We start from the raw sequence: 17,544 nt of genomic DNA on the forward strand, positions 1-17,544 counted from the left end.
TTCATCAATTCTACGCGACGCCTATGGTAAAGGCGCACCAGCGACTTACATCGGTCGGGAACAGGACTTTCTCTAGGAGCGACGGATGATCCCTTTTTCCATTCTCGACCTCTCCCCGATCGGCGAAGGCGAGACCGTCGGTGAAGCGCTTGAAAACTCCCGCCGCATGGCAATCGAGGCGGAAGAGCACGGCTACAACCGCATCTGGCTTGCTGAACATCACGGCATGCCGGGTATCGCAAGTGCAGCCACATCGCTTGTCATCGCCCATGTCGGGGCGGCAACAAAACATATCCGGGTTGGGTCCGGTGGCATCATGCTGCCAAACCACTCCCCACTGGTGATTGCCGAACAGTTCGGCACCCTGGCAGCGCTGCTGCCCGGACGTGTCGACCTTGGCCTCGGACGCGCGCCCGGTACCGACATGCGCACAGCCCGCGCGCTTCGTCGCAATCTCGATGCCGGTGCAGAAAACTTTCCTCACGACATCATGGAGCTCCAGCGTTATTTCGGTCCGCCGGAGCCAGATCAGACGATCCTTGCCGTTCCTGGCATGAATTCGAATGTGCCGATCTGGTTGTTGGGCTCAAGTACCTATAGTGCGCATCTGGCGGCCGCTCTTGGCCTTCCTTATTCCTTCGCGTCGCACTTCGCACCAGACATGCTGATGGAGGCGCTGCATATCTATCGCGACCGGTTCCAACCGTCCGAGGTTTTGGACAAACCGTACGTCATGGTCGGCGTGATGGGTGTGGGCGCAGATACTGACGAGGAAGCGCAGCATCTCTTTACATCATCACAGCAGCAGTTCGTGAACCTGCGTCGCAACGTTCGCACCCAGTTCCCCAGACCGGTGGAGAGCATGGATGACTACTGGAACGAGATGGAGCGTTTTTCGGTGGAACACACTCTGCGCTTCGCCGCCGTTGGATCATCCGACACAATTGAACGTCACCTCGACGGTTTCCTTGCCGAAACGCAGGCCGATGAATTGATCGTCTCCATGCCGATCCATGACATTGAAAAGCGGCTTCGTTCCGTGGAGATTTTTGCGGACGTTCGAACATCGATCCGTAAGGCCGCATAGGATACACAAGAAAAAAGCCCCGGAGCAGACGCTGCCGGGGCTTTGTTATTCAGACATTTGAAAAAATCAGGCTGAGAGCTTCGCCAGGATTTCTTCGGATACTTCGAAGTTCGAATAGACGTTCTGAACGTCGTCATCGTCTTCGAGGTTGTCGATCAGCTTCATCAGCGACTGCGCCTTTTCCTCGTCAACCGGAACCGTGTTCTGTGGCTTCCAGATTGCCTTGACGCTGTCAGCTTCGCCGAGCACGCCTTCGAGCGCCTTGGCAACCTCGTTCAGATCTTCAAAACCGCAGATGATCGTGTGGCCGTCCTCGGAGGATTCCACATCATCAGCACCGGCCTCGATAGCCGCTTCCATGACCTTGTCAGAGTCACCGACTTCAGCCTTGTAGGTAATTTCGCCAACGCGATCGAAGGAGAAGGAGACCGAACCGGTTTCACCAAGCGCTCCACCAGCCTTGCTGAAGATCGAGCGGACGTTGGATGCTGTACGGTTGCGGTTGTCGGTCAGCGCTTCGACGATAACCGCCGTGCCACCCGGACCATAACCTTCGTAGCGAACTGCATCGTAGTTCTCAGCATCAGCGCCCGAGGCCTTCTTGATAGCGCGGTCGATGTTGTCTTTCGGCATCGACTGCGCCTTGGCGTTCTGAACAGCCAGACGCAAAGCAGCGTTCATGGTCGGGTCAGGCAGGCCGGACTTGGCTGCAACGGTGATTTCGCGTGCAAGCTTGGAAAACATCTTCGAACGGATCGAATCCTGCTTACCCTTGCGGTGCATGATGTTTTTGAACTGTGAATGACCAGCCATGGAAAACCTGATTGTCGTAATTTGGGATTGCGGGCCTTATAAGTGCGATACGCCCATCGTTCAAGCCCGGATGCGTTTTCAGACCTGAAGAAGATAAGGAACCGATTGATCCGCACGCCGTTTTGGTCAGGAGTGCGGTGAGACGACATCTTGTCCCCTCTCCGACAGACAACAAACCGGAAGGAGATAACCATGGTCAGCCTGACAGAAGCGCGCGAAGCCCCTGCCCGTCAGCTTTGGGACGAAATCAATTCGGTCCATGCCGGCATGCTCGGGCTTGAAGGCCTGCATAGCCATATGCAGCCGATGGCACCACACGCCGATCCTAAAACCAATACGATCTGGTTTTTCTCGAAGAAGGATACGGACCTCGCTCAGTCGATCAAACCAGGTTCTCGCGCGCACTTCTGCCTCGTCGGCAAGGATCACGATTATCACGCCTGCCTTTCTGGAGTGCTCGAGATTCGCGACGACAAGACAAAAGTCGATGAATACTGGAACTCGGTGACAGCCGCCTGGTACGAACACGGCAAGTCAGATCCTGAGCTGACAATGCTTGCCCTGCATGTAGACGACGCCGATATATGGGCGTCGACCGACAGCACGCTGAAATTCGGCTGGGAAATTGCCAAGGCCAACATGTCCGACGACAAGGTGCCTGATGTAGGGGTCCGCCAGCATCTTGCCTTCGCCTGATTGATCAAGCTCCCCCGTCTTCCTCGCCAGTTGTACGCTACATGCCTTGTGGCACGAGTATCTGCGGCTGGCGGGGAAGATTGCGCATCGACACACGGATGATGGGTTCATTCGCGTAGGCCACCTTGAAGCTTTCCCCAAACATCGTCAGAAACTGCTCCAGTGGCGGGCCGGTGCGGTGCATTGGCAAGATCAATGCAGAACGAAGCCGCTTCACGACCCGGCTCATGCTGTCGGCGCCCATCGTCAATCCACCATCGACCGGAACCATCAGGATATCCAGCCTGCCAATCTCCGCATAGTGGGTGTCTGTCAGCTCGTGGTGCAGATGGCCGAGATGGCCGATGCAAAGTCCGGCGACTTCGAAAATGAAAATGGAATTGCCATTTTCCTGAAAACTCTCGTAGTCACCCCAGCGGTTGCGGATGTCGGTTGCAACATTCCTGATGTAGACGTCTCCGACGAGAACCTTGTGATCGGCCTTTTCACCCGGGGTATCGCTCCAACCGTGCAGAACGTGCTGGATGGCGGGATCGGGATTAAGGGTGAAGTGGGTCGAATGCGCCCTGTTCATCGTCACGACGTTAGGCGTTACAGGGGGGCGATAAACGCCGTTATAATCGGTAGCGATCGTCACACCATCAGGGCTCTCGATCAGGTAGGTCGAGTGGCCGATAAAACTGATCTTCACCTCTTCCTTGGCGGTTGCCTGAGCAAGCTGAATATCGGCTGGGGCGAAGCTGGCAAATGTCACGCCAGGAATTTTTTGAGCAATCGCCTGGCATTGACTGACAGGTGGGCGGGCGGCTGTTTGCGAGAGCGCGGCTCCAGCAAATGCAACCAGTCCGGACATTGCAAGCAATAGCACGCGCAGCATGACGCCACTCCCCTGAACTTGCGATGCCAGAGGATGCGACAAGCTTGGCCAAGCGTCCAGTTCGCAGAACCGGCGCCACGCTCACAATGTCGTCATTATCGACGGGTCACTGACGGCACAGCGTTCCTCAAGCCCAGAAGGCTGGAATGCTTTCAGAGAGCCGTGGTCCGATCCGCAAGGGCGCGATTTTCTCGGCGAGCCCGGTTCTGTCAGAGATCTCCACGCCAACACCGCAGATCGTCGCTGGCCCGCTTGCTGCTTCAAACCGGCCCTTCGGCATCTTGGAGATGAAGCGGTTGATCGGCTCTTCCTTGTCCATACCAAGCGAAGAGTCGTAATCGCCACACATGCCAGCATCCGACATATATGCGGTTCCACCGTTCAAAATCTGCGCATCGGCTGTCGGCACATGGGTATGCGTTCCGACCACGAAGCTAGCACGTCCATCAACGAAATGGCCGAAACATTGCTTTTCACTGGTCGCTTCCGCATGAAAGTCGAAAATGATCGCATCGGCCTGCTCCTTCAGCGGGCAGGCGGCCAGGATGGTTTCGGCGGAGCTGAAAGGATCATCCAGTTCTGGGTGCATGAACACACGGCCCATGATGTTGGCCACGAGAACACGCGCGCCATTGCGCGCATAAAACAGGCCGGAGCCCTTTCCTGGCGTTCCCTTGGGATAGTTGGCAGGCCGCAGAAACTGGTCGTGTCGCTCGCAAAACGATACGGCTTCCTTCTGATCCCAGACGTGGTTGCCAGTCGTCACGACATCGGCACCTGCGTTGATCGTCTCAAGGTAGATGTCTTCCGTAATCCCGAAGCCACCGGCAGCATTCTCGCCGTTGACGACAACGAAATCCAGTTTCAGGTCGGAGATCAATCCTGGCAGTTTTTCCCAAACAGCCGTCCGTCCGGTCTTGCCGACCATATCCCCGAGAAAAAGAAGCCTCATTCACCTGCCCCGCTGGCGCCAGTTTGTCAAATTTCGTTCCGTCTAATGGGAAATTCGTCGTTTAAAAAGGGCTAAAGCGTCTTTTGCCCATTATCGCTCGTCTGGAGCTGCATAAATCCGCCGCAAACCGCTCTCTGTCAGAATGGCGTTGAGTGGGACATCATGTGGCTCTGCCGGAACGAACGGCACTTCCTGGCAATCAAACGCCACACCGATAAGCGTTGGCTTGCGCCCCTGCTTGTGCAGGCGGGCAATCGCACGGTCATAATGACCGGCACCGTAACCGATACGATGCCCCTGTCTATCGAACGCCGAGAGAGGCACCAGGAGAATATCTGGATCGAGGATCTGAGCATCCTGGCCGGGTCCGGTCGTGCCGAACCCTGTATTTGTCAGAGGCATGCCTTCTTCGAAAGTCCTGAAAACAATCGTCTCACGGTCGAGAACAACAGGCAGCGCCAGACGTGCACCCTTGCGGCGCAGCGATTCCAATAATGGTCGAATATCGGCTTCCGAGCGAATCGGCATAAATCCGGAAACAACCGTGCCTAGCTCAAAATTGATCCTAGCAGCCCCACAGACACACATGGCCAGGCTTTTTACATGTCGTTCGTCTGTTGTGAGCGCATCCCGCGCGGCGAGCCTTTCGCCGCGCAGCCGTGCCTTCTCCCCGACACCAGGCTGCATCAAGCAGCCCGGCTCACGAGCACCTTGTCGATGCGATGCCCGTCCAGGTCGATCACTTCAAAACGCCAGCCGTTGCGGGTAACGTGTTCGCCGAGTTCCGGCAGGCGACGGAATTCGTCCAGCACCAGGCCAGCTACGGTTTCGAATTCTGCATCCTCGTCGATCTGGAAGCCCATACGATCTGCGAACTCGTCCGCCGGCATCCAGCCAGCAACCAGGAACGAGCCATCGTCACGTTCGACGATTGCCGGCTCCTCGTCATTGTCTTCCTGGAATGCGCCAGTAATGGCTTCGAGAATATCGCCTGAGCTGATGATACCTTCGAAATGGCCATATTCGTCGTAAACGAGAACCATATGGACGGTCGAACGGCGCAGCGACTGGATGACATCCACAGCGCTGGTGAGGTCCGACACGACCGGTACTTCACGCAACAGTTCGCGGATGTTCAGCTCGTTACCCGAGGCGAGTGCGTCAAATGCATCCTTGGCGAAAAGAACGCCGAGGATTTCGTCAGAGGCCCCGTTACGAACAGGAAGACGCGAACGCTGCGTGCCACGAAGCTGTTCGCGAATTTCCTCGGCGCTGTCTTCAATGTCGACGACTTCCACGTCGCGACGCGGCGTCATCAGGCCACGGGCGTTCCGGTCAGCAAGACGCATGACGCCGGTAATCATGGCCGATTCCTCGGTTTCGATGACGCCGGCACTGTGCGCTTCAGCAAGAACGGTTCGAATTTCATCGTCTGTAACAGACGCATTGGACTCGCCGCTGTGTCCAAGCAGCGCAAGAACGGTTTTGCCGGACTTGTCGAGCAGCCACACCAGCGGCGCACCGATCTTGGACAGCAACATCATCGACGGAGCAACGCGGGCTGCAACCTTCTCCGGATCGCGAAGCGCAATCTGCTTCGGAACAAGTTCGCCGACGATCAGCGAAAGATAGGTAATGGCAACAACAACCGAGCCGACACCAAGCGCGTCAGCGGCGCGGTCTGGTACGCCCTGCTCGATGAGCCACGCGGTAAAACGCGTGCCGAGCGTGGCGCCGGAAAATGCACCCGAGAGAATGCCGACCAGCGTGATACCGATCTGCACGGTGGACAAAAAACGTCCCGGATTTTCAGAAAGATTAAGGGCGAGCATTGCGCCCTTGCTGCCTTGTGCGGCGAGCACCTTGAGCCTTGCCGGTCTCGAAGAAACCACGGCAAGCTCAGACATGGCAAGCACACCGTTCACGACGGTGAGCAGGACCACGATCAAGATTTCAGTAAACAAGTTTAGCTCTTTGGGCTGTTGAACGGCACGTCGCGGTTTTGACCGCAGCGCCTTTTTTAAAAGGCAGAACAGACATACCAATCCGGATAATAGGGAATTGTTCCGCCAATGCAATGATTGCGGATTAAAAATCTCAGCCAGGCAGCGATGAAAGAGACTGTCGACGATATAAAGAGGCTACTTCACAAAAAAACTGAAGTGCGATCCACGCGACCGATGGAGATTTACGATCCTGGGTGCCTACAAAAGTAGGTGGGCACCGTGTGTCCAGCCCCACGGGACTGGTCAGGGACAGCTCCCTTTGGATCGAGTATGGCCCCAGGGATTGTGGTTCCTGTCGGGAAGCGCAGAACGCTCCCCAGATATAGGACGGATCGAAAGGTTCCGCCAGAGGGTGAGCAGCGGATTTTTACGTTGTGAAACGCGGCATCGGAACGACGCCTTTTCGGCCAATGCAGCCGCTTGTACGGGCGACCAAATGATAATCAGTGGGTAGCGGCAGGTTTCGGCCGCGCCAGCAGCTTTTCCGTCACGCCGTTGAGACGCGTAGCAAGATCACTGATGGCAATGGCAACCATCTCGTCGGATTTCGCCTTTTGCTCCGCCATGCCATCACGGTTCTGGGTCAGCGATGCGACCTGGTTCTCGAGCTTCTCCAGCTTGCGGCTCAACTCCGAAAGCTCATCCATCACCATAATGCCCGACATGACGGTCAACCGAAGATCGCCAATCTCTCCAAACTGGCTTTTAAGATGTCCGACATACTGATCGAAACGCGTGGCAAGATCGGTCAGGTGCTGCTCCTGTCCCGCTTCGCATGCCATACGATAGGCTTTGCCATCGATCATCACAGTAACCTGAGCCATTGGTCGCTCCCCTATCGATCCAGCACGGCGCGGATAGTCTCCATTGCCGTCACCAGGCGGCGAGAAACCTCGCGATTGACTTCTTCAAGGCGATTGGCACGAAACTCGGCCTGGTCCAGTTCGTTGGCAAGCCGCGCCCGGTCGATGTGAACCCGCTTTACCTCATTATCGATGTCACCTGCCTCCCGCTCCCGCTCGATACGCATATCGATGGCGTTTTCGAGATTTGTAATGGCAGCACTCAGCTCCGTCAGTGCAGATTGTACGGTCTTCTCAGCCGACATCGTTTTTTTCCAACTCGCACGCAACTGGCCGAATCATTCGGCCTTGGGCTCTTTGTTTCATGCTCACGAGGTTATTACCCGATTTACCATCCCGTCAATCAAACCAGTGCATTGGGACACTTTGCTCTGTGGATGAATAAAGCTGCGCAACAGTGCTGCGCATCGAATAGATGCGAGCCAGACTGTTTTTCAAAACGATTTTTATCGATCACCGAACTGCAAATGGCCGTGGATTTATTGACTTGCCTGCTTCACCTGCTATGGATCAACCCGCTTTTTGGATAGTTGCATCTAACTATCTCCTTTCACCCGGAAACAGACGGAAAAGCCATGATTTCTCGCGACAAACACAACCGGATGGCCAATGCGATCCGCTTTCTTGCCATGGACGCAGTGGAGAAGGCCAATTCCGGCCACCCCGGTCTGCCGATGGGCGCAGCAGATGTCGCCACCGTTCTCTTCACCCGCTACCTGAAGTTCGATCCGAAGAGCCCACTTTGGGCAGACCGCGACCGCTTCGTACTGTCCGCGGGCCACGGCTCGATGCTCCTCTACTCGCTGCTCTATTTGACCGGCTACGAGGACATGACGATCGATGAGATCAAGCGCTTCCGTCAGTTCGGCTCGAAGACCGCCGGCCACCCTGAGTACGGCCACGCAACTGGCATTGAAACGACCACGGGTCCACTCGGCCAGGGCATTGCCAATGCCGTTGGTATGGCGATCGCCGAACGCAAGCTCGAAGAAGAGTTCGGCTCCGACCTTCAGAGTCACTTTACTTACGTCCTGTGCGGCGACGGCTGCCTCATGGAAGGTATTAGCCACGAGGCCATCGCTCTTGCCGGTCACCTGAAGCTGAACAAGCTCGTTCTCTTCTGGGACAACAACAACATCACCATCGACGGTGAAGTTGGCCTGTCTGACTCGACCGACCAAATTGCGCGCTTCAAGGCCGTACACTGGAACACGATCGAAGTTGACGGTCATGATCCGGACGCGATTGCTGCAGCCATCGAAGCTGCCCAGAAGTCGGACCGCCCGACCTTCATCGCCTGCAAGACCGTTATCGGTTTCGGCGCCCCGAACAAACAGGGCACCCACAAGGTTCACGGCAACCCGCTGGGCGCAGAAGAAATCGCTGCCACCCGCAAGCACCTGAACTGGGAAGCCGAAGCGTTTGTCGTTCCGGAAGATGTGCTTGACGCCTGGCGTCTGGCCGGTCTCCGCTCGACCAAGACACGTCAGGACTGGGAAGCCCGCCTTGAAGCGTCTGAAGCCGGCAAGAAGGCCGAGTTCAAGCGCCGTTTCGCTGGCGACCTGCCAGGCAACTTCGACAGCAGCATCGATGCTTTCAAGAAGAAGATCATCGAGAACAACCCGACGGTTGCAACCCGTAAGGCTTCCGAGGATACCCTCGAAATCGTCAACGGCATCCTGCCGGAAACAGTCGGCGGCTCTGCCGACCTGACACCGTCGAACAACACCAAGACCAGCCAGATGAAGTCCATCACTCCGACGGATTTCTCCGGCCGTTACCTGCACTACGGTATCCGTGAGCATGGCATGGCGGCAGCGATGAACGGCATCGCCCTGCACGGCGGCCTCATCCCTTACGCCGGCGGCTTCCTGATCTTCTCGGACTACTGCCGTCCGTCGATCCGCCTTGCTGCCCTGATGGGAATTCGCGTCGTTCACGTCCTGACACACGATTCCATCGGCGTCGGCGAAGACGGTCCGACCCACCAGCCAGTCGAGCAGATTGCCGCCCTGCGCGCCATCCCGAACCTTCTGGTCTTCCGTCCGGCCGACGAAACCGAAACGGCCGAATGCTGGCAGATTGCTCTCGAGCAGAAGCATCGCCCGTCTGCGCTTGCCCTGACACGTCAGAACCTGACGCCGTCGCGCAAGGAATATGAAGAGAAGAACCTGTCGGCTTACGGCGCCTATGAACTGGTCTCGGCAAGCGACGCAAAGGTTTCGATCTTTGCTTCGGGTTCTGAAGTGGAAGTTGCCCTTAAGGCAGCGGCAACACTGAAGGACAAGGGCGTTTCCGCCCGCGTGGTATCCGTTCCGTGCTTCGAACTGTTCAAGGAACAGCCCGAAACCTACCGCAACGCCATCATTGGCAAGGCATCGGTCAATATCGCTGTTGAAGCTGCTGTCCGTCAGGGCTGGGACTACTTCATCGGTTCTGACGGCGCTTTCGTCGGCATGCACTCTTTCGGCGCCTCCGCCCCGGCGAAGGATCTCTTCAAGCACTTCGGCATCACGGCGGAAGCCGTTGTCGCAGCAGTTGAAGAAAAGCTTTCGTGAGGGCCCCAAGCCCTCACAATTCTGCAAGACACGTACAATTCTTCATCGGGAGACTGTAAATGACTGTAAAAGTTGCCATTAACGGCTTTGGCCGTATCGGCCGCAACGTCCTTCGCGCCATCGTCGAATCTGGCCGCACCGATATCGAAGTTGTTGCCATCAACGACCTCGGCCCGGTTGAAACCAACGCACACCTGCTGCGCTACGACTCGATCCACGGCAAGTTCCCGGCAGACGTAAAGGTCGAAGGCGACACCATCATCGTTGGCGGCGGCAAGCCGATCAAGGTGACGGCGGTGCGCGATCCCGCCACCCTGCCGCACAAGGAACTCGGCGTTGATATCGCGCTCGAGTGCACCGGCATCTTCACAGCACGTGACAAGGCTGCGGCTCACCTCACCGCTGGCGCAAAGCGCGTCATCGTTTCTGCACCGGCAGACGGAGCTGACCTGACGGTCGTTTTCGGCGTCAACCACGACCAGCTGACGAAGGATCACCTCGTCATCTCCAACGCGTCGTGCACGACGAACTGCCTCGTGCCGGTCGTCAAGGTTCTCGACGACGCGGTTGGCATCGATCATGGCTTCATGACCACGATCCATTCCTACACCGGTGACCAGCCGACGCTCGACACGATGCACAAGGATCTATATCGCGCGCGTGCCGCAGCACTCTCGATGATCCCGACTTCGACCGGTGCCGCCAAGGCCGTCGGTCTCGTTCTGCCGCACCTGAAGGGCAAGTTGGATGGCACCTCCATCCGTGTTCCGACCCCGAACGTTTCGGTTGTTGACTTCAAGTTCCTTGCCAAGCGCAACACGTCGGTCGAGGAAATCAACGCTGCGATCAAGTCTGCTGCCGATGGCAAGCTGAAGGGCATTCTCGGCTACACCGACGAGCCGTTGGTTTCCCGCGACTTCAACCACGACAGCCATTCTTCGATTTTTGCAAACGACCAGACCAAGGTCATGGAAGGCACGTTTGTTCGCGTCTTGTCCTGGTACGACAACGAGTGGGGCTTCTCCAACCGTATGTCCGACACGGCTGTGGCTTTTGCCAAGACCATCTGATCCCTCAACGGATCTGTCATCAGGGAACCCGACCAGAGCAATCTGGTCGGGTTCTTTTTTAATCGAATGCCGCCAACTTTCCTATTTCCTGCCTTGTTGCGGTCCACTTTGACCCTGAAAAATTGAAGCAGAGATTCGGTCGTGCGCAATGCACTGCCTCCTGCCGTATCGTTCGATACACCCCGCCTTGCCTTGCCATTCAACGCCACCCCGCAAAAGCGCTGAAGGTCTGCAACCGTGGCGCATTGACTGCAAACGTGCAGCGTATGCATTGCCAAGGTCCGGAGCCGTTTCAAGCGAGGCGATGGGCGTGGAATCATTTTACTTTTTGCTACTGGTGGCAACGATCCTGGTTCTGGTTGCAGCGTTTTCCAGCCTGATCGCATTCCGCTTCGGCGCGCCATTGCTATTGCTGTTCCTGATGATCGGCCTTGCCGCCGGCGTTGACGGCCTTGGTATCGAGTTTACCAACAACCCGCTCGCATACATGCTGGGTTCATTGGTTCTGGCAGTCATTCTGTTCGATTCCGGGTTTGGCACATCGATACAATCCTTCCGGATATCAGCAGCCCCCGCCATCTCGCTTGCCACCGTCGGCGTGATCCTTACATCCGTGTTTTTCGCCGGTGCAGCCGCCCTTCTGCTCGGACTATCCTGGCTTGAGGGCCTGCTGCTTGGCGCGATCGTTGCCTCGACGGATGCGGCAGCCGTCTTCTTCCTGCTTCGCATCGGCGGCATACATATCCGCGATCAGGTGCGTTCGACGCTCGAAGTCGAGTCCGGCACCAACGATCCCATGGCGATATTCTTGACCATCGCGCTTGTCGAGGTGATCAGCAAAGGCCAGGGGCTTGCCGGGTTCGACCGAAGCTTCGTGATTCTTTTCCTCGAACAGATGGGCCTTGGGCTGATCTTCGGTCTGTTGGGCGGGTTGATGATCGTTGCCGTGGTCAACCGTTTTGCTGCTGACCGCGGCCTGGCGCCGATCTTTGTGCTGGCACTGGCACTCCTGGTCTTTTCCTTTACCGGCACCATCGGTGGCAGCGGCTTTCTCGCCGTCTATGTGGCAGGTATCGTCGCCGGCAACCGGAAAATCTTTGCCAAGGAAACCATCCGCCGTTTCCATGAGGGTCTGACATGGCTCTCGCAGATCATCATGTTCCTGATGCTTGGTCTACTGGCGACGCCATCGCAGTTTCCGGCGATCGCCGTTCCGGCCGTGTTGCTGGCACTCTTTCTGATCTTTGTGGCACGCCCCCTTGCCGTCTGGCTCAGCCTCATGCCCTTCAACTACACGCAGCAGGAGACGTCGTTCGTTGCCTGGGTTGGCTTGCGCGGCGCAGTCTCTATCCTGCTTGCCATCATGCCCATTCTCGGGGGGCTCGATGACGCGCAAATCTATTTCAACGCGGCTTTCATCATCGTCCTGGTATCGCTTCTGTTACAGGGGTGGACGATCAAGCCGGTGGCCACTCGGCTTGGGCTGATCGTGCCGCCTCGCATGGGCGACGTCGACAAGCTGGAGGTCGATCTTCCCGGCACGGCCAATCACGAACTGATTTCCTACCGCGTCGCCAGCGGCAGCGCGATTTTACAGGGCGAGCGCATTCCGCGATGGGCGATGCCCTCTCTGGTCGTGCGGGACGGTAAATCCATGCGATACCAATATGCCGGGCGCCTGCGCGAAGACGATCTCGTTTATCTCTTTATTGCACCCGGATATTCGCGCCTGATCGACCGACTGTTTGCCAGCGCGCTACCAGTTGCGGCAGACGATGCTGAGTTTTTCGGCACTTTCTCGATCCAGCCATCACGCCCTGCCAAGGAACTGGAAATCGCCTATGGTCCGAGCCTTCTATCCGCCGCCGAACAGTCGATGACCATCGCCGAACTGATCGAATCCCGTCTCAGTGGAAAGGCCGACTATGCCGATCGTGTACGCCTTGGCTCCATCGTCCTGATCGTTCGCGCGCTGGACGAACATGAGGCGATAACGGGGGTCGGCGTCTCGCTCGAACCCGTTGAGCCGGCGACCAGCCTGCCGATCTTCATCAGCTTCGGTGAAATCGTCCGCCGTGTCCGCGCCCACGTGGAGCACCGTCGGAACGCTCGCAATCCGCAGGCCCAGAAAAGTGCTCTGCCCTCCTCCACAGCTTCAACCGATGTGCGAGAAAATGAAGCATAAGCGGCTTGCGTCGGCTTTCAGGCATTGTATGTTCCTGCCAACCTTACCCGTCTTAACAAAATCAGGATCGACATATGCCCGCCTTCAAAACCCTCAACGATCTTAAAGACATTACCGGAAAACGCGTTCTCGTGCGCGTTGATCTCAACGTACCGGTCGCGGATGGGAAAGTCACGGATAAGACCCGTATCGAGCGTGTTGCTCCGACCATCCTCGAGCTTTCTGAAAAAGGCGCAAAGGTCATTCTGCTGGCGCATTTTGGCCGCCCGAAGGGAGAGCCTGTCGCGGACATGTCGCTGTCGCTGATCGTTCCGGCCGTCGAAGAAGTCCTCGATCACGCGGTATCCTTCGCGTCCGACTGCATCGGCGCGCCTGCTGCTGAAGCCGTCGCCAAGCTGAACGATGGCGACATCCTGCTTCTTGAAAACACCCGTTTTCACAAGGGGGAAGAAAAGAACGACCCGGCCTTCGTCGAGGCACTGGCAGCCAATGGCGATATCTACGTGAACGACGCTTTCTCCGCCGCCCATCGCGCGCACGCCTCTACGGAAGGCCTGGCACGCCACCTTCCCGCTTATGCTGGTCGTACCATGCAGGCGGAGCTGGAAGCTCTTGAAAAGGGTCTGGGCGCACCTGCCCGCCCGGTCGTGGCAATCGTCGGTGGCGCGAAGGTTTCGTCCAAGATCGATCTCCTGATGAACCTCGTCAAGAAAGTCGATGCACTCGTCATCGGCGGCGGCATGGCTAACACCTTCCTTGCTGCGCGTGGCACGAATGTCGGCAAGTCCCTCTGCGAGCACGACCTGGCCGACACTGCCAAGCAGATCATGATCGAGGCCGCCACCTCGGGCTGTGCAATTGTTCTGCCGGAAGACGGCGTGATTGCCCGCGAGTTCAAGGCTGGCGCTGCTAGCGAAACCGTCGAAATCAATGCCATCCCTGCCGATGCCATGGTACTCGATGTCGGCGCAAAATCCGTCGAAAGCATCAAGGCATGGATTTCCCGTGCCGAGACGCTGGTGTGGAACGGCCCCCTCGGTGCGTTCGAAATCGAGCCGTTCGATGCGGCAACGGTCGCTGCGGCCAAGCACGCCGCCGAATGCACCAAGGCTGGAAAACTCGTGTCGGTCGCAGGCGGTGGCGACACTGTCGCAGCCCTCAACCATGCCGGCGTTGCCGACGACTTTACCTATGTCTCGACGGCCGGTGGCGCCTTCCTCGAATGGATGGAAGGCAAGGAATTGCCGGGCGTTGCCATCCTTTCTGGCGACAAGTAAACTTCTACAACTTGCCTGACGAAAGAGCCGGACAAGCAGTGCTTGTCCGGCTTCTTTTTTGGCAGGTAAAAATGGGAGGAAAAGTTTCAAACGATTGAAATGATTTCAATCGTTTCAATGAGTTAGCATGCCATTTCCCTGCATTGGAACTTCTGTTATCCGGAATTGTATTGTGCCTTGGGAGTATAGCAAATGACCGAACGTCTCGAAGACATCGCACTCAAAATGGTCGCTGACGGCAAGGGTCTCCTCGCTGCAGACGAGTCCACAGGAACGATCAAAAAGCGTTTCGACAGCATCAATCTGGAATCCACCGAGACCAGCCGCCGCGACTATCGCGAGATGCTGTTCCGCTCCGACGACGCCATGAAGAAGTGTATTTCCGGCGTCATCCTGTATGAGGAAACCCTCTACCAGAAAGCTGCAGACGGCACGCCTTTCGTCGACATCATCAAGGCTGCAGGCAGCCTTCCTGGCATCAAGGTGGATATTGGCGCCAAGCCGATGGCTTTCCACCCACATGAATTCATAACTGAGGGCCTGGACGGCCTCTACGAGCGCTTGCGCAAGTACCATGAAGCAGGCGCCCGTTTTGCCAAGTGGCGCGGTGTTATCACCATCGGCGAGCAGCGTCCGAGCTGGGGCTCCATCAAGGCCAATTCCCAGTCTCTCGCTCGCTATGCCGCACTCTGCCAGCAGGCTGATATCGTGCCTATCGTCGAACCTGAAGTTCTCATGGACGGCGAGCCGGGGACCCACGACATCGATCGCTGCGCGGAAGTGACCCAGTGGGTTCTGCAGACGGTCTTCGCCGATCTGTTTGACGCCCGCGTCAACCTGGAAGGCATGATCCTGAAGCCGAACATGATCATCGACGGCAAAAACGCTCGCAAGGCATCTGTCGAAGAAGTGGCTGAGAAGACGGTCAAGGTTCTCAAGGCAACCGTGCCTTCGGCCGTTCCCGGTATCGCGTTCCTCTCGGGTGGGCAGTCCTCCGAAGAAGCGACAGCCCACCTGTCCGCCATGAACTCCGGTTACGACCTGCCGTGGGGACTGACCTATTCCTACGGTCGTGCACTTCAGGACACCGCACTCAAGGTTTGGGGCGGCAAGCAGGAAAACGTTGCAGCAGGCCAGCGCGCCTTCACGCACCGTGCCATGATGAACACGCTGGCAGCCAAGGGCACCTGGAAACAGGAACTCGAAAAAGCCGCCTGAGACATTCTGATCCAGGAAAAGATAAAGGCCGCCCTTCGGGGCGGCTTTTTTATTGGCACACGCCATTCTGATCAAGGACGCAAAAGAAGCGTCGCTGTCCAGATCACAAAGGCGACGATGGCAATCTTCCAGAAATCGCCGCGTTTTCGCAGTCCTGGCAGGCCAATTGGCCTGATAATCTGCACGATCATCGCCAAGAGTAGAAAAAGGCCGATCGCCTTTGCCATTTGTTCAGCCTTTTCTTTATTTCCGGATCGTCACAGGCTGGACATTTTTACCGTTCACCAGAAGAGTGCAACCCATTGGGGTAGCATCCGTGTGAACGCCCGACCTGTACGACCGAACGCATGAGAGTGTCTCTATGAGCAGAAACCTTCTACCCGTATTCGCTCTTTTATCCAGCACTCTGTTTCTTTTTCTGGGCAACGGCCTGCAAGGTCTGGTCCTACCCGTACGTGGCTCTGCGGAAGGATACTCGAACGAAGTCCTTGGCTTTCTCGGAACGTCCTGGGCGGCGGGCTTCGTCATTGGCTGCTTTGTCGCACCCGCCATCGTGCGTCGGGCGGGACATGTACGAGCTTTCGGCTCCTTCGTCGCCGTTGTTTGCCTCACTGTACTGATGACTGGCCTTGTCGTTGACGACGAATGGTGGATTGGGCTGCGTGCTCTGACGGGCTTCTGCACGGCCGGGACATCGATGATTATCGAGAGCTGGCTGAACGAGCGTGCCACCAATGAGACACGTGGCATGATCTTCTCGCTCTACATCGCGATCACGCTGCTCGGTGTCGTGGCGGGCCAGATGATCGTCCCAATGGGCAATATCAGCGACACGTCGCTCTTCATGATCTGCGGCATCATCTACTGCGTTGCCATTCTGCCGGCCACGTTGTCGAAAGCAGCGACCCCCCAGCCTCTACAAAAGGTGAGGCTGGATTTACCGGCATTGTATCGCAATTCGCCCGTCTCATTTGTCGGCATCCTGATGATCGGCATAGCCAACGGCGCCTATGGTACGCTGGGTGCGGTGTTCGGAGCGCGGGCGGGGCTTGATCCAACCATGATTGCCATCATGGTCTCTGTCACGATTTTCGTCGGCGCCATGGCACAGTTCCCGGCCGGTCGTCTCTCAGACCGCATCGATCGTCGTTACGTGCTGGCTGGGCTTGCCGGTCTCGGAGCGATGGCCGGTCTTGCTGTCGCAGCAGTCCAGCCCCATAACGTTTATCTGCTCATTCCAATGATTGCGGTCTATGGCGCCGCCGCGAACGCGCTCTATCCGATTGCCGTAGCACATGCCAACGACTTCGCGGCCTCCCAGGATTTCGTCAAGGTATCGGGCGGCCTGCTGTTGCTTTACGGTATTGGCACGATCATCGGCCCAACATTGGGTGGCGCCGTCATGACCCATTACGGCCCCTACGCTCTGTTCCTGGTAACCGCCCTCGCCCACACACTCATAACGGCCTACGCGATCATGAGAAGCTACCGTCGTGCCGCCCTGTCGACGGAGGAGAAGGATAACTTCACGAGTATCCCGACCACTCCAGCGCCGCTTGTCACGCCGGAAAGTATTGCGCTCGACCCGCGCGCGCCGCAATATCCCGAGGACGGCGACTATGTTGAAAAAGGAGCGGGCATATGAGCCTCTTTGACGATGACAGGCCGAAAAAACCACAGGCGCACGAGATCGGCAGCGACCTCAGCCTTCTCTCGGTCGACGAACTGACGACTCGGATCGGGTTGCTTCAAGCAGAGATCAACCGACTCGACGAGGAGCGGAAAAGGAAATCCGCAGGCAGGCAAGCGGCAGAGAATCTCTTCCGGACTTAAGCCTGCCTGACGTCTGGCAACCGTGGAAGCTTAGAAGCAGAATGAAGGAAAGACTTCGTCGCCAGCGCTGTCGCGCCGGAAGGAATTAAAATTCTGAGGCAGTCTTTCG

At 57.2% G+C, this 17,544-nt stretch carries 17 protein-coding genes and 1 other RNA gene; 9 read left to right on the plus strand and 9 right to left on the minus strand.

Annotated features, from left to right (window positions below):
• Window positions 1–85 precede the first annotated feature (85 nt).
• The gene (locus ACIQT8_RS07840) at window positions 86–1,087 is read left to right on the plus strand and encodes an LLM class flavin-dependent oxidoreductase (protein WP_400964645.1); all 1,002 of its coding nucleotides are present in this window, start codon (window positions 86–88) and stop codon (window positions 1,085–1,087) included.
• Window positions 1,088–1,153: 66 nt separating this feature from the next.
• Here the strand turns inward: ACIQT8_RS07840 and ACIQT8_RS07845 are convergent, their stop codons facing one another.
• The gene (locus tag ACIQT8_RS07845) at window positions 1,154–1,900 is read right to left on the minus strand and encodes a YebC/PmpR family DNA-binding transcriptional regulator (protein ID WP_138792074.1); all 747 of its coding nucleotides are present in this window, start codon (window positions 1,898–1,900) and stop codon (window positions 1,154–1,156) included.
• A 192-nt stretch (window positions 1,901–2,092) separates the two neighbouring features.
• Here ACIQT8_RS07845 and ACIQT8_RS07850 point away from each other — a divergent pair, with 192 nt between their 5' ends.
• Window positions 2,093–2,596, plus strand: coding sequence for a pyridoxamine 5'-phosphate oxidase family protein (locus ACIQT8_RS07850; protein WP_138792073.1), 504 nt, complete (start codon window positions 2,093–2,095; stop codon window positions 2,594–2,596).
• 37 nt (window positions 2,597–2,633) lie between these two features.
• On the opposite strand, the gene ACIQT8_RS07855 is transcribed toward ACIQT8_RS07850, so the two are convergent.
• The 7 genes from ACIQT8_RS07855 to ACIQT8_RS07885 all read right to left on the minus strand — a co-directional run bounded on the left by ACIQT8_RS07855 (window position 2,634) and on the right by ACIQT8_RS07885 (window position 7,539).
• Window positions 2,634–3,473 (minus strand): MBL fold metallo-hydrolase, encoded by an 840-nt coding sequence (locus tag ACIQT8_RS07855; RefSeq protein WP_400964646.1) that lies wholly within the window; start codon window positions 3,471–3,473, stop codon window positions 2,634–2,636.
• Between the two features lie 127 nt (window positions 3,474–3,600).
• A complete protein-coding gene (locus tag ACIQT8_RS07860) occupies window positions 3,601–4,425 on the minus strand; it encodes a TIGR00282 family metallophosphoesterase (protein ID WP_138792071.1) in 825 nt (274 codons plus the stop codon).
• 90 nt (window positions 4,426–4,515) lie between these two features.
• Window positions 4,516–5,112, minus strand: coding sequence for a 5-formyltetrahydrofolate cyclo-ligase (locus ACIQT8_RS07865; RefSeq protein ID WP_400964647.1), 597 nt, complete (start codon window positions 5,110–5,112; stop codon window positions 4,516–4,518).
• Window positions 5,112–6,374: a hemolysin family protein gene (locus ACIQT8_RS07870; protein WP_178340679.1), complete on the minus strand. Its 1,263-nt coding sequence runs from the start codon at window positions 6,372–6,374 to the stop codon at window positions 5,112–5,114. The genes ACIQT8_RS07865 and ACIQT8_RS07870 overlap by 1 nt, the downstream gene beginning before the upstream one ends.
• A gap of 213 nt (window positions 6,375–6,587) precedes the next feature.
• Window positions 6,588–6,745, minus strand: a non-coding RNA gene (gene ssrS, locus ACIQT8_RS07875) — 6S RNA.
• Window positions 6,746–6,874: 129 nt separating this feature from the next.
• Window positions 6,875–7,255 (minus strand): cell division protein ZapA, encoded by a 381-nt coding sequence (locus tag ACIQT8_RS07880; protein WP_400964648.1) that lies wholly within the window; start codon window positions 7,253–7,255, stop codon window positions 6,875–6,877.
• A gap of 11 nt (window positions 7,256–7,266) precedes the next feature.
• Window positions 7,267–7,539, minus strand: coding sequence for a DUF4164 domain-containing protein (locus ACIQT8_RS07885; protein WP_138792067.1), 273 nt, complete (start codon window positions 7,537–7,539; stop codon window positions 7,267–7,269).
• A 330-nt stretch (window positions 7,540–7,869) separates the two neighbouring features.
• Between ACIQT8_RS07885 and tkt the strand changes: the two genes are divergently transcribed.
• From tkt to ACIQT8_RS07910, 5 genes are all read left to right on the plus strand, one after another.
• The gene (gene tkt, locus ACIQT8_RS07890; protein WP_138792066.1) at window positions 7,870–9,852 is read left to right on the plus strand and encodes a transketolase; all 1,983 of its coding nucleotides are present in this window, start codon (window positions 7,870–7,872) and stop codon (window positions 9,850–9,852) included.
• A 59-nt stretch (window positions 9,853–9,911) separates the two neighbouring features.
• Window positions 9,912–10,922 carry a type I glyceraldehyde-3-phosphate dehydrogenase gene (gene gap, locus ACIQT8_RS07895; RefSeq protein WP_138792065.1) on the plus strand — a complete coding sequence of 337 codons (1,011 nt, stop codon included), beginning with the start codon at window positions 9,912–9,914 and terminating at the stop codon, window positions 10,920–10,922.
• A 304-nt stretch (window positions 10,923–11,226) separates the two neighbouring features.
• Window positions 11,227–13,107 (plus strand): potassium/proton antiporter, encoded by a 1,881-nt coding sequence (locus ACIQT8_RS07900; RefSeq protein ID WP_400964649.1) that lies wholly within the window; start codon window positions 11,227–11,229, stop codon window positions 13,105–13,107.
• 74 nt (window positions 13,108–13,181) lie between these two features.
• Window positions 13,182–14,384, plus strand: a complete 1,203-nt coding sequence (locus ACIQT8_RS07905) for a phosphoglycerate kinase (RefSeq protein WP_400964650.1) — start codon at window positions 13,182–13,184, stop codon at window positions 14,382–14,384.
• Window positions 14,385–14,576: 192 nt separating this feature from the next.
• Window positions 14,577–15,602: a class I fructose-bisphosphate aldolase gene (locus tag ACIQT8_RS07910; protein WP_400964651.1), complete on the plus strand. Its 1,026-nt coding sequence runs from the start codon at window positions 14,577–14,579 to the stop codon at window positions 15,600–15,602.
• A 71-nt stretch (window positions 15,603–15,673) separates the two neighbouring features.
• On the opposite strand, the gene ACIQT8_RS07915 is transcribed toward ACIQT8_RS07910, so the two are convergent.
• Window positions 15,674–15,829 (minus strand): hypothetical protein, encoded by a 156-nt coding sequence (locus ACIQT8_RS07915; protein WP_178340657.1) that lies wholly within the window; start codon window positions 15,827–15,829, stop codon window positions 15,674–15,676.
• A gap of 134 nt (window positions 15,830–15,963) precedes the next feature.
• Between ACIQT8_RS07915 and ACIQT8_RS07920 the strand changes: the two genes are divergently transcribed.
• Window positions 15,964–17,247: an MFS transporter gene (locus tag ACIQT8_RS07920; RefSeq protein ID WP_400964652.1), complete on the plus strand. Its 1,284-nt coding sequence runs from the start codon at window positions 15,964–15,966 to the stop codon at window positions 17,245–17,247.
• Window positions 17,244–17,435 carry a DUF1192 domain-containing protein gene (locus tag ACIQT8_RS07925; RefSeq protein ID WP_138792060.1) on the plus strand — a complete coding sequence of 64 codons (192 nt, stop codon included), beginning with the start codon at window positions 17,244–17,246 and terminating at the stop codon, window positions 17,433–17,435. The genes ACIQT8_RS07920 and ACIQT8_RS07925 overlap by 4 nt, the downstream gene beginning before the upstream one ends.
• Window positions 17,436–17,544: the final 109 nt, after the last annotated feature.

Source organism: Agrobacterium sp. NPDC090273 (assembly GCF_044772305.1).
Classification (GTDB): Bacteria; Pseudomonadota; Alphaproteobacteria; order Rhizobiales; family Rhizobiaceae; genus Agrobacterium.

Bases quoted from the DNA above. Each gene is read 5' to 3' on its own strand.
- ACIQT8_RS07840 (WP_400964645.1), top strand. From the start codon at position 86: ATGATCCCTTTTTCCATTCTCGACCTCTCCCCGATCGGCGAAGGCGAG.
- ACIQT8_RS07845 (WP_138792074.1), bottom strand. From the start codon at position 1,900: ATGGCTGGTCATTCACAGTTCAAAAACATCATGCACCGCAAGGGTAAG.
- ACIQT8_RS07850 (WP_138792073.1), top strand. From the start codon at position 2,093: ATGGTCAGCCTGACAGAAGCGCGCGAAGCCCCTGCCCGTCAGCTTTGG.
- ACIQT8_RS07855 (WP_400964646.1), bottom strand. From the start codon at position 3,473: ATGCTGCGCGTGCTATTGCTTGCAATGTCCGGACTGGTTGCATTTGCT.
- ACIQT8_RS07860 (WP_138792071.1), bottom strand. From the start codon at position 4,425: ATGAGGCTTCTTTTTCTCGGGGATATGGTCGGCAAGACCGGACGGACG.
- ACIQT8_RS07865 (WP_400964647.1), bottom strand. From the start codon at position 5,112: ATGCAGCCTGGTGTCGGGGAGAAGGCACGGCTGCGCGGCGAAAGGCTC.
- ACIQT8_RS07880 (WP_400964648.1), bottom strand. From the start codon at position 7,255: ATGGCTCAGGTTACTGTGATGATCGATGGCAAAGCCTATCGTATGGCA.
- ACIQT8_RS07885 (WP_138792067.1), bottom strand. From the start codon at position 7,539: ATGTCGGCTGAGAAGACCGTACAATCTGCACTGACGGAGCTGAGTGCT.
- tkt (WP_138792066.1), top strand. From the start codon at position 7,870: ATGATTTCTCGCGACAAACACAACCGGATGGCCAATGCGATCCGCTTT.
- gap (WP_138792065.1), top strand. From the start codon at position 9,912: ATGACTGTAAAAGTTGCCATTAACGGCTTTGGCCGTATCGGCCGCAAC.
- ACIQT8_RS07900 (WP_400964649.1), top strand. From the start codon at position 11,227: ATGGGCGTGGAATCATTTTACTTTTTGCTACTGGTGGCAACGATCCTG.
- ACIQT8_RS07905 (WP_400964650.1), top strand. From the start codon at position 13,182: ATGCCCGCCTTCAAAACCCTCAACGATCTTAAAGACATTACCGGAAAA.
- ACIQT8_RS07910 (WP_400964651.1), top strand. From the start codon at position 14,577: ATGACCGAACGTCTCGAAGACATCGCACTCAAAATGGTCGCTGACGGC.
- ACIQT8_RS07915 (WP_178340657.1), bottom strand. From the start codon at position 15,829: ATGGCAAAGGCGATCGGCCTTTTTCTACTCTTGGCGATGATCGTGCAG.
- ACIQT8_RS07920 (WP_400964652.1), top strand. From the start codon at position 15,964: ATGAGCAGAAACCTTCTACCCGTATTCGCTCTTTTATCCAGCACTCTG.
- ACIQT8_RS07925 (WP_138792060.1), top strand. From the start codon at position 17,244: ATGAGCCTCTTTGACGATGACAGGCCGAAAAAACCACAGGCGCACGAG.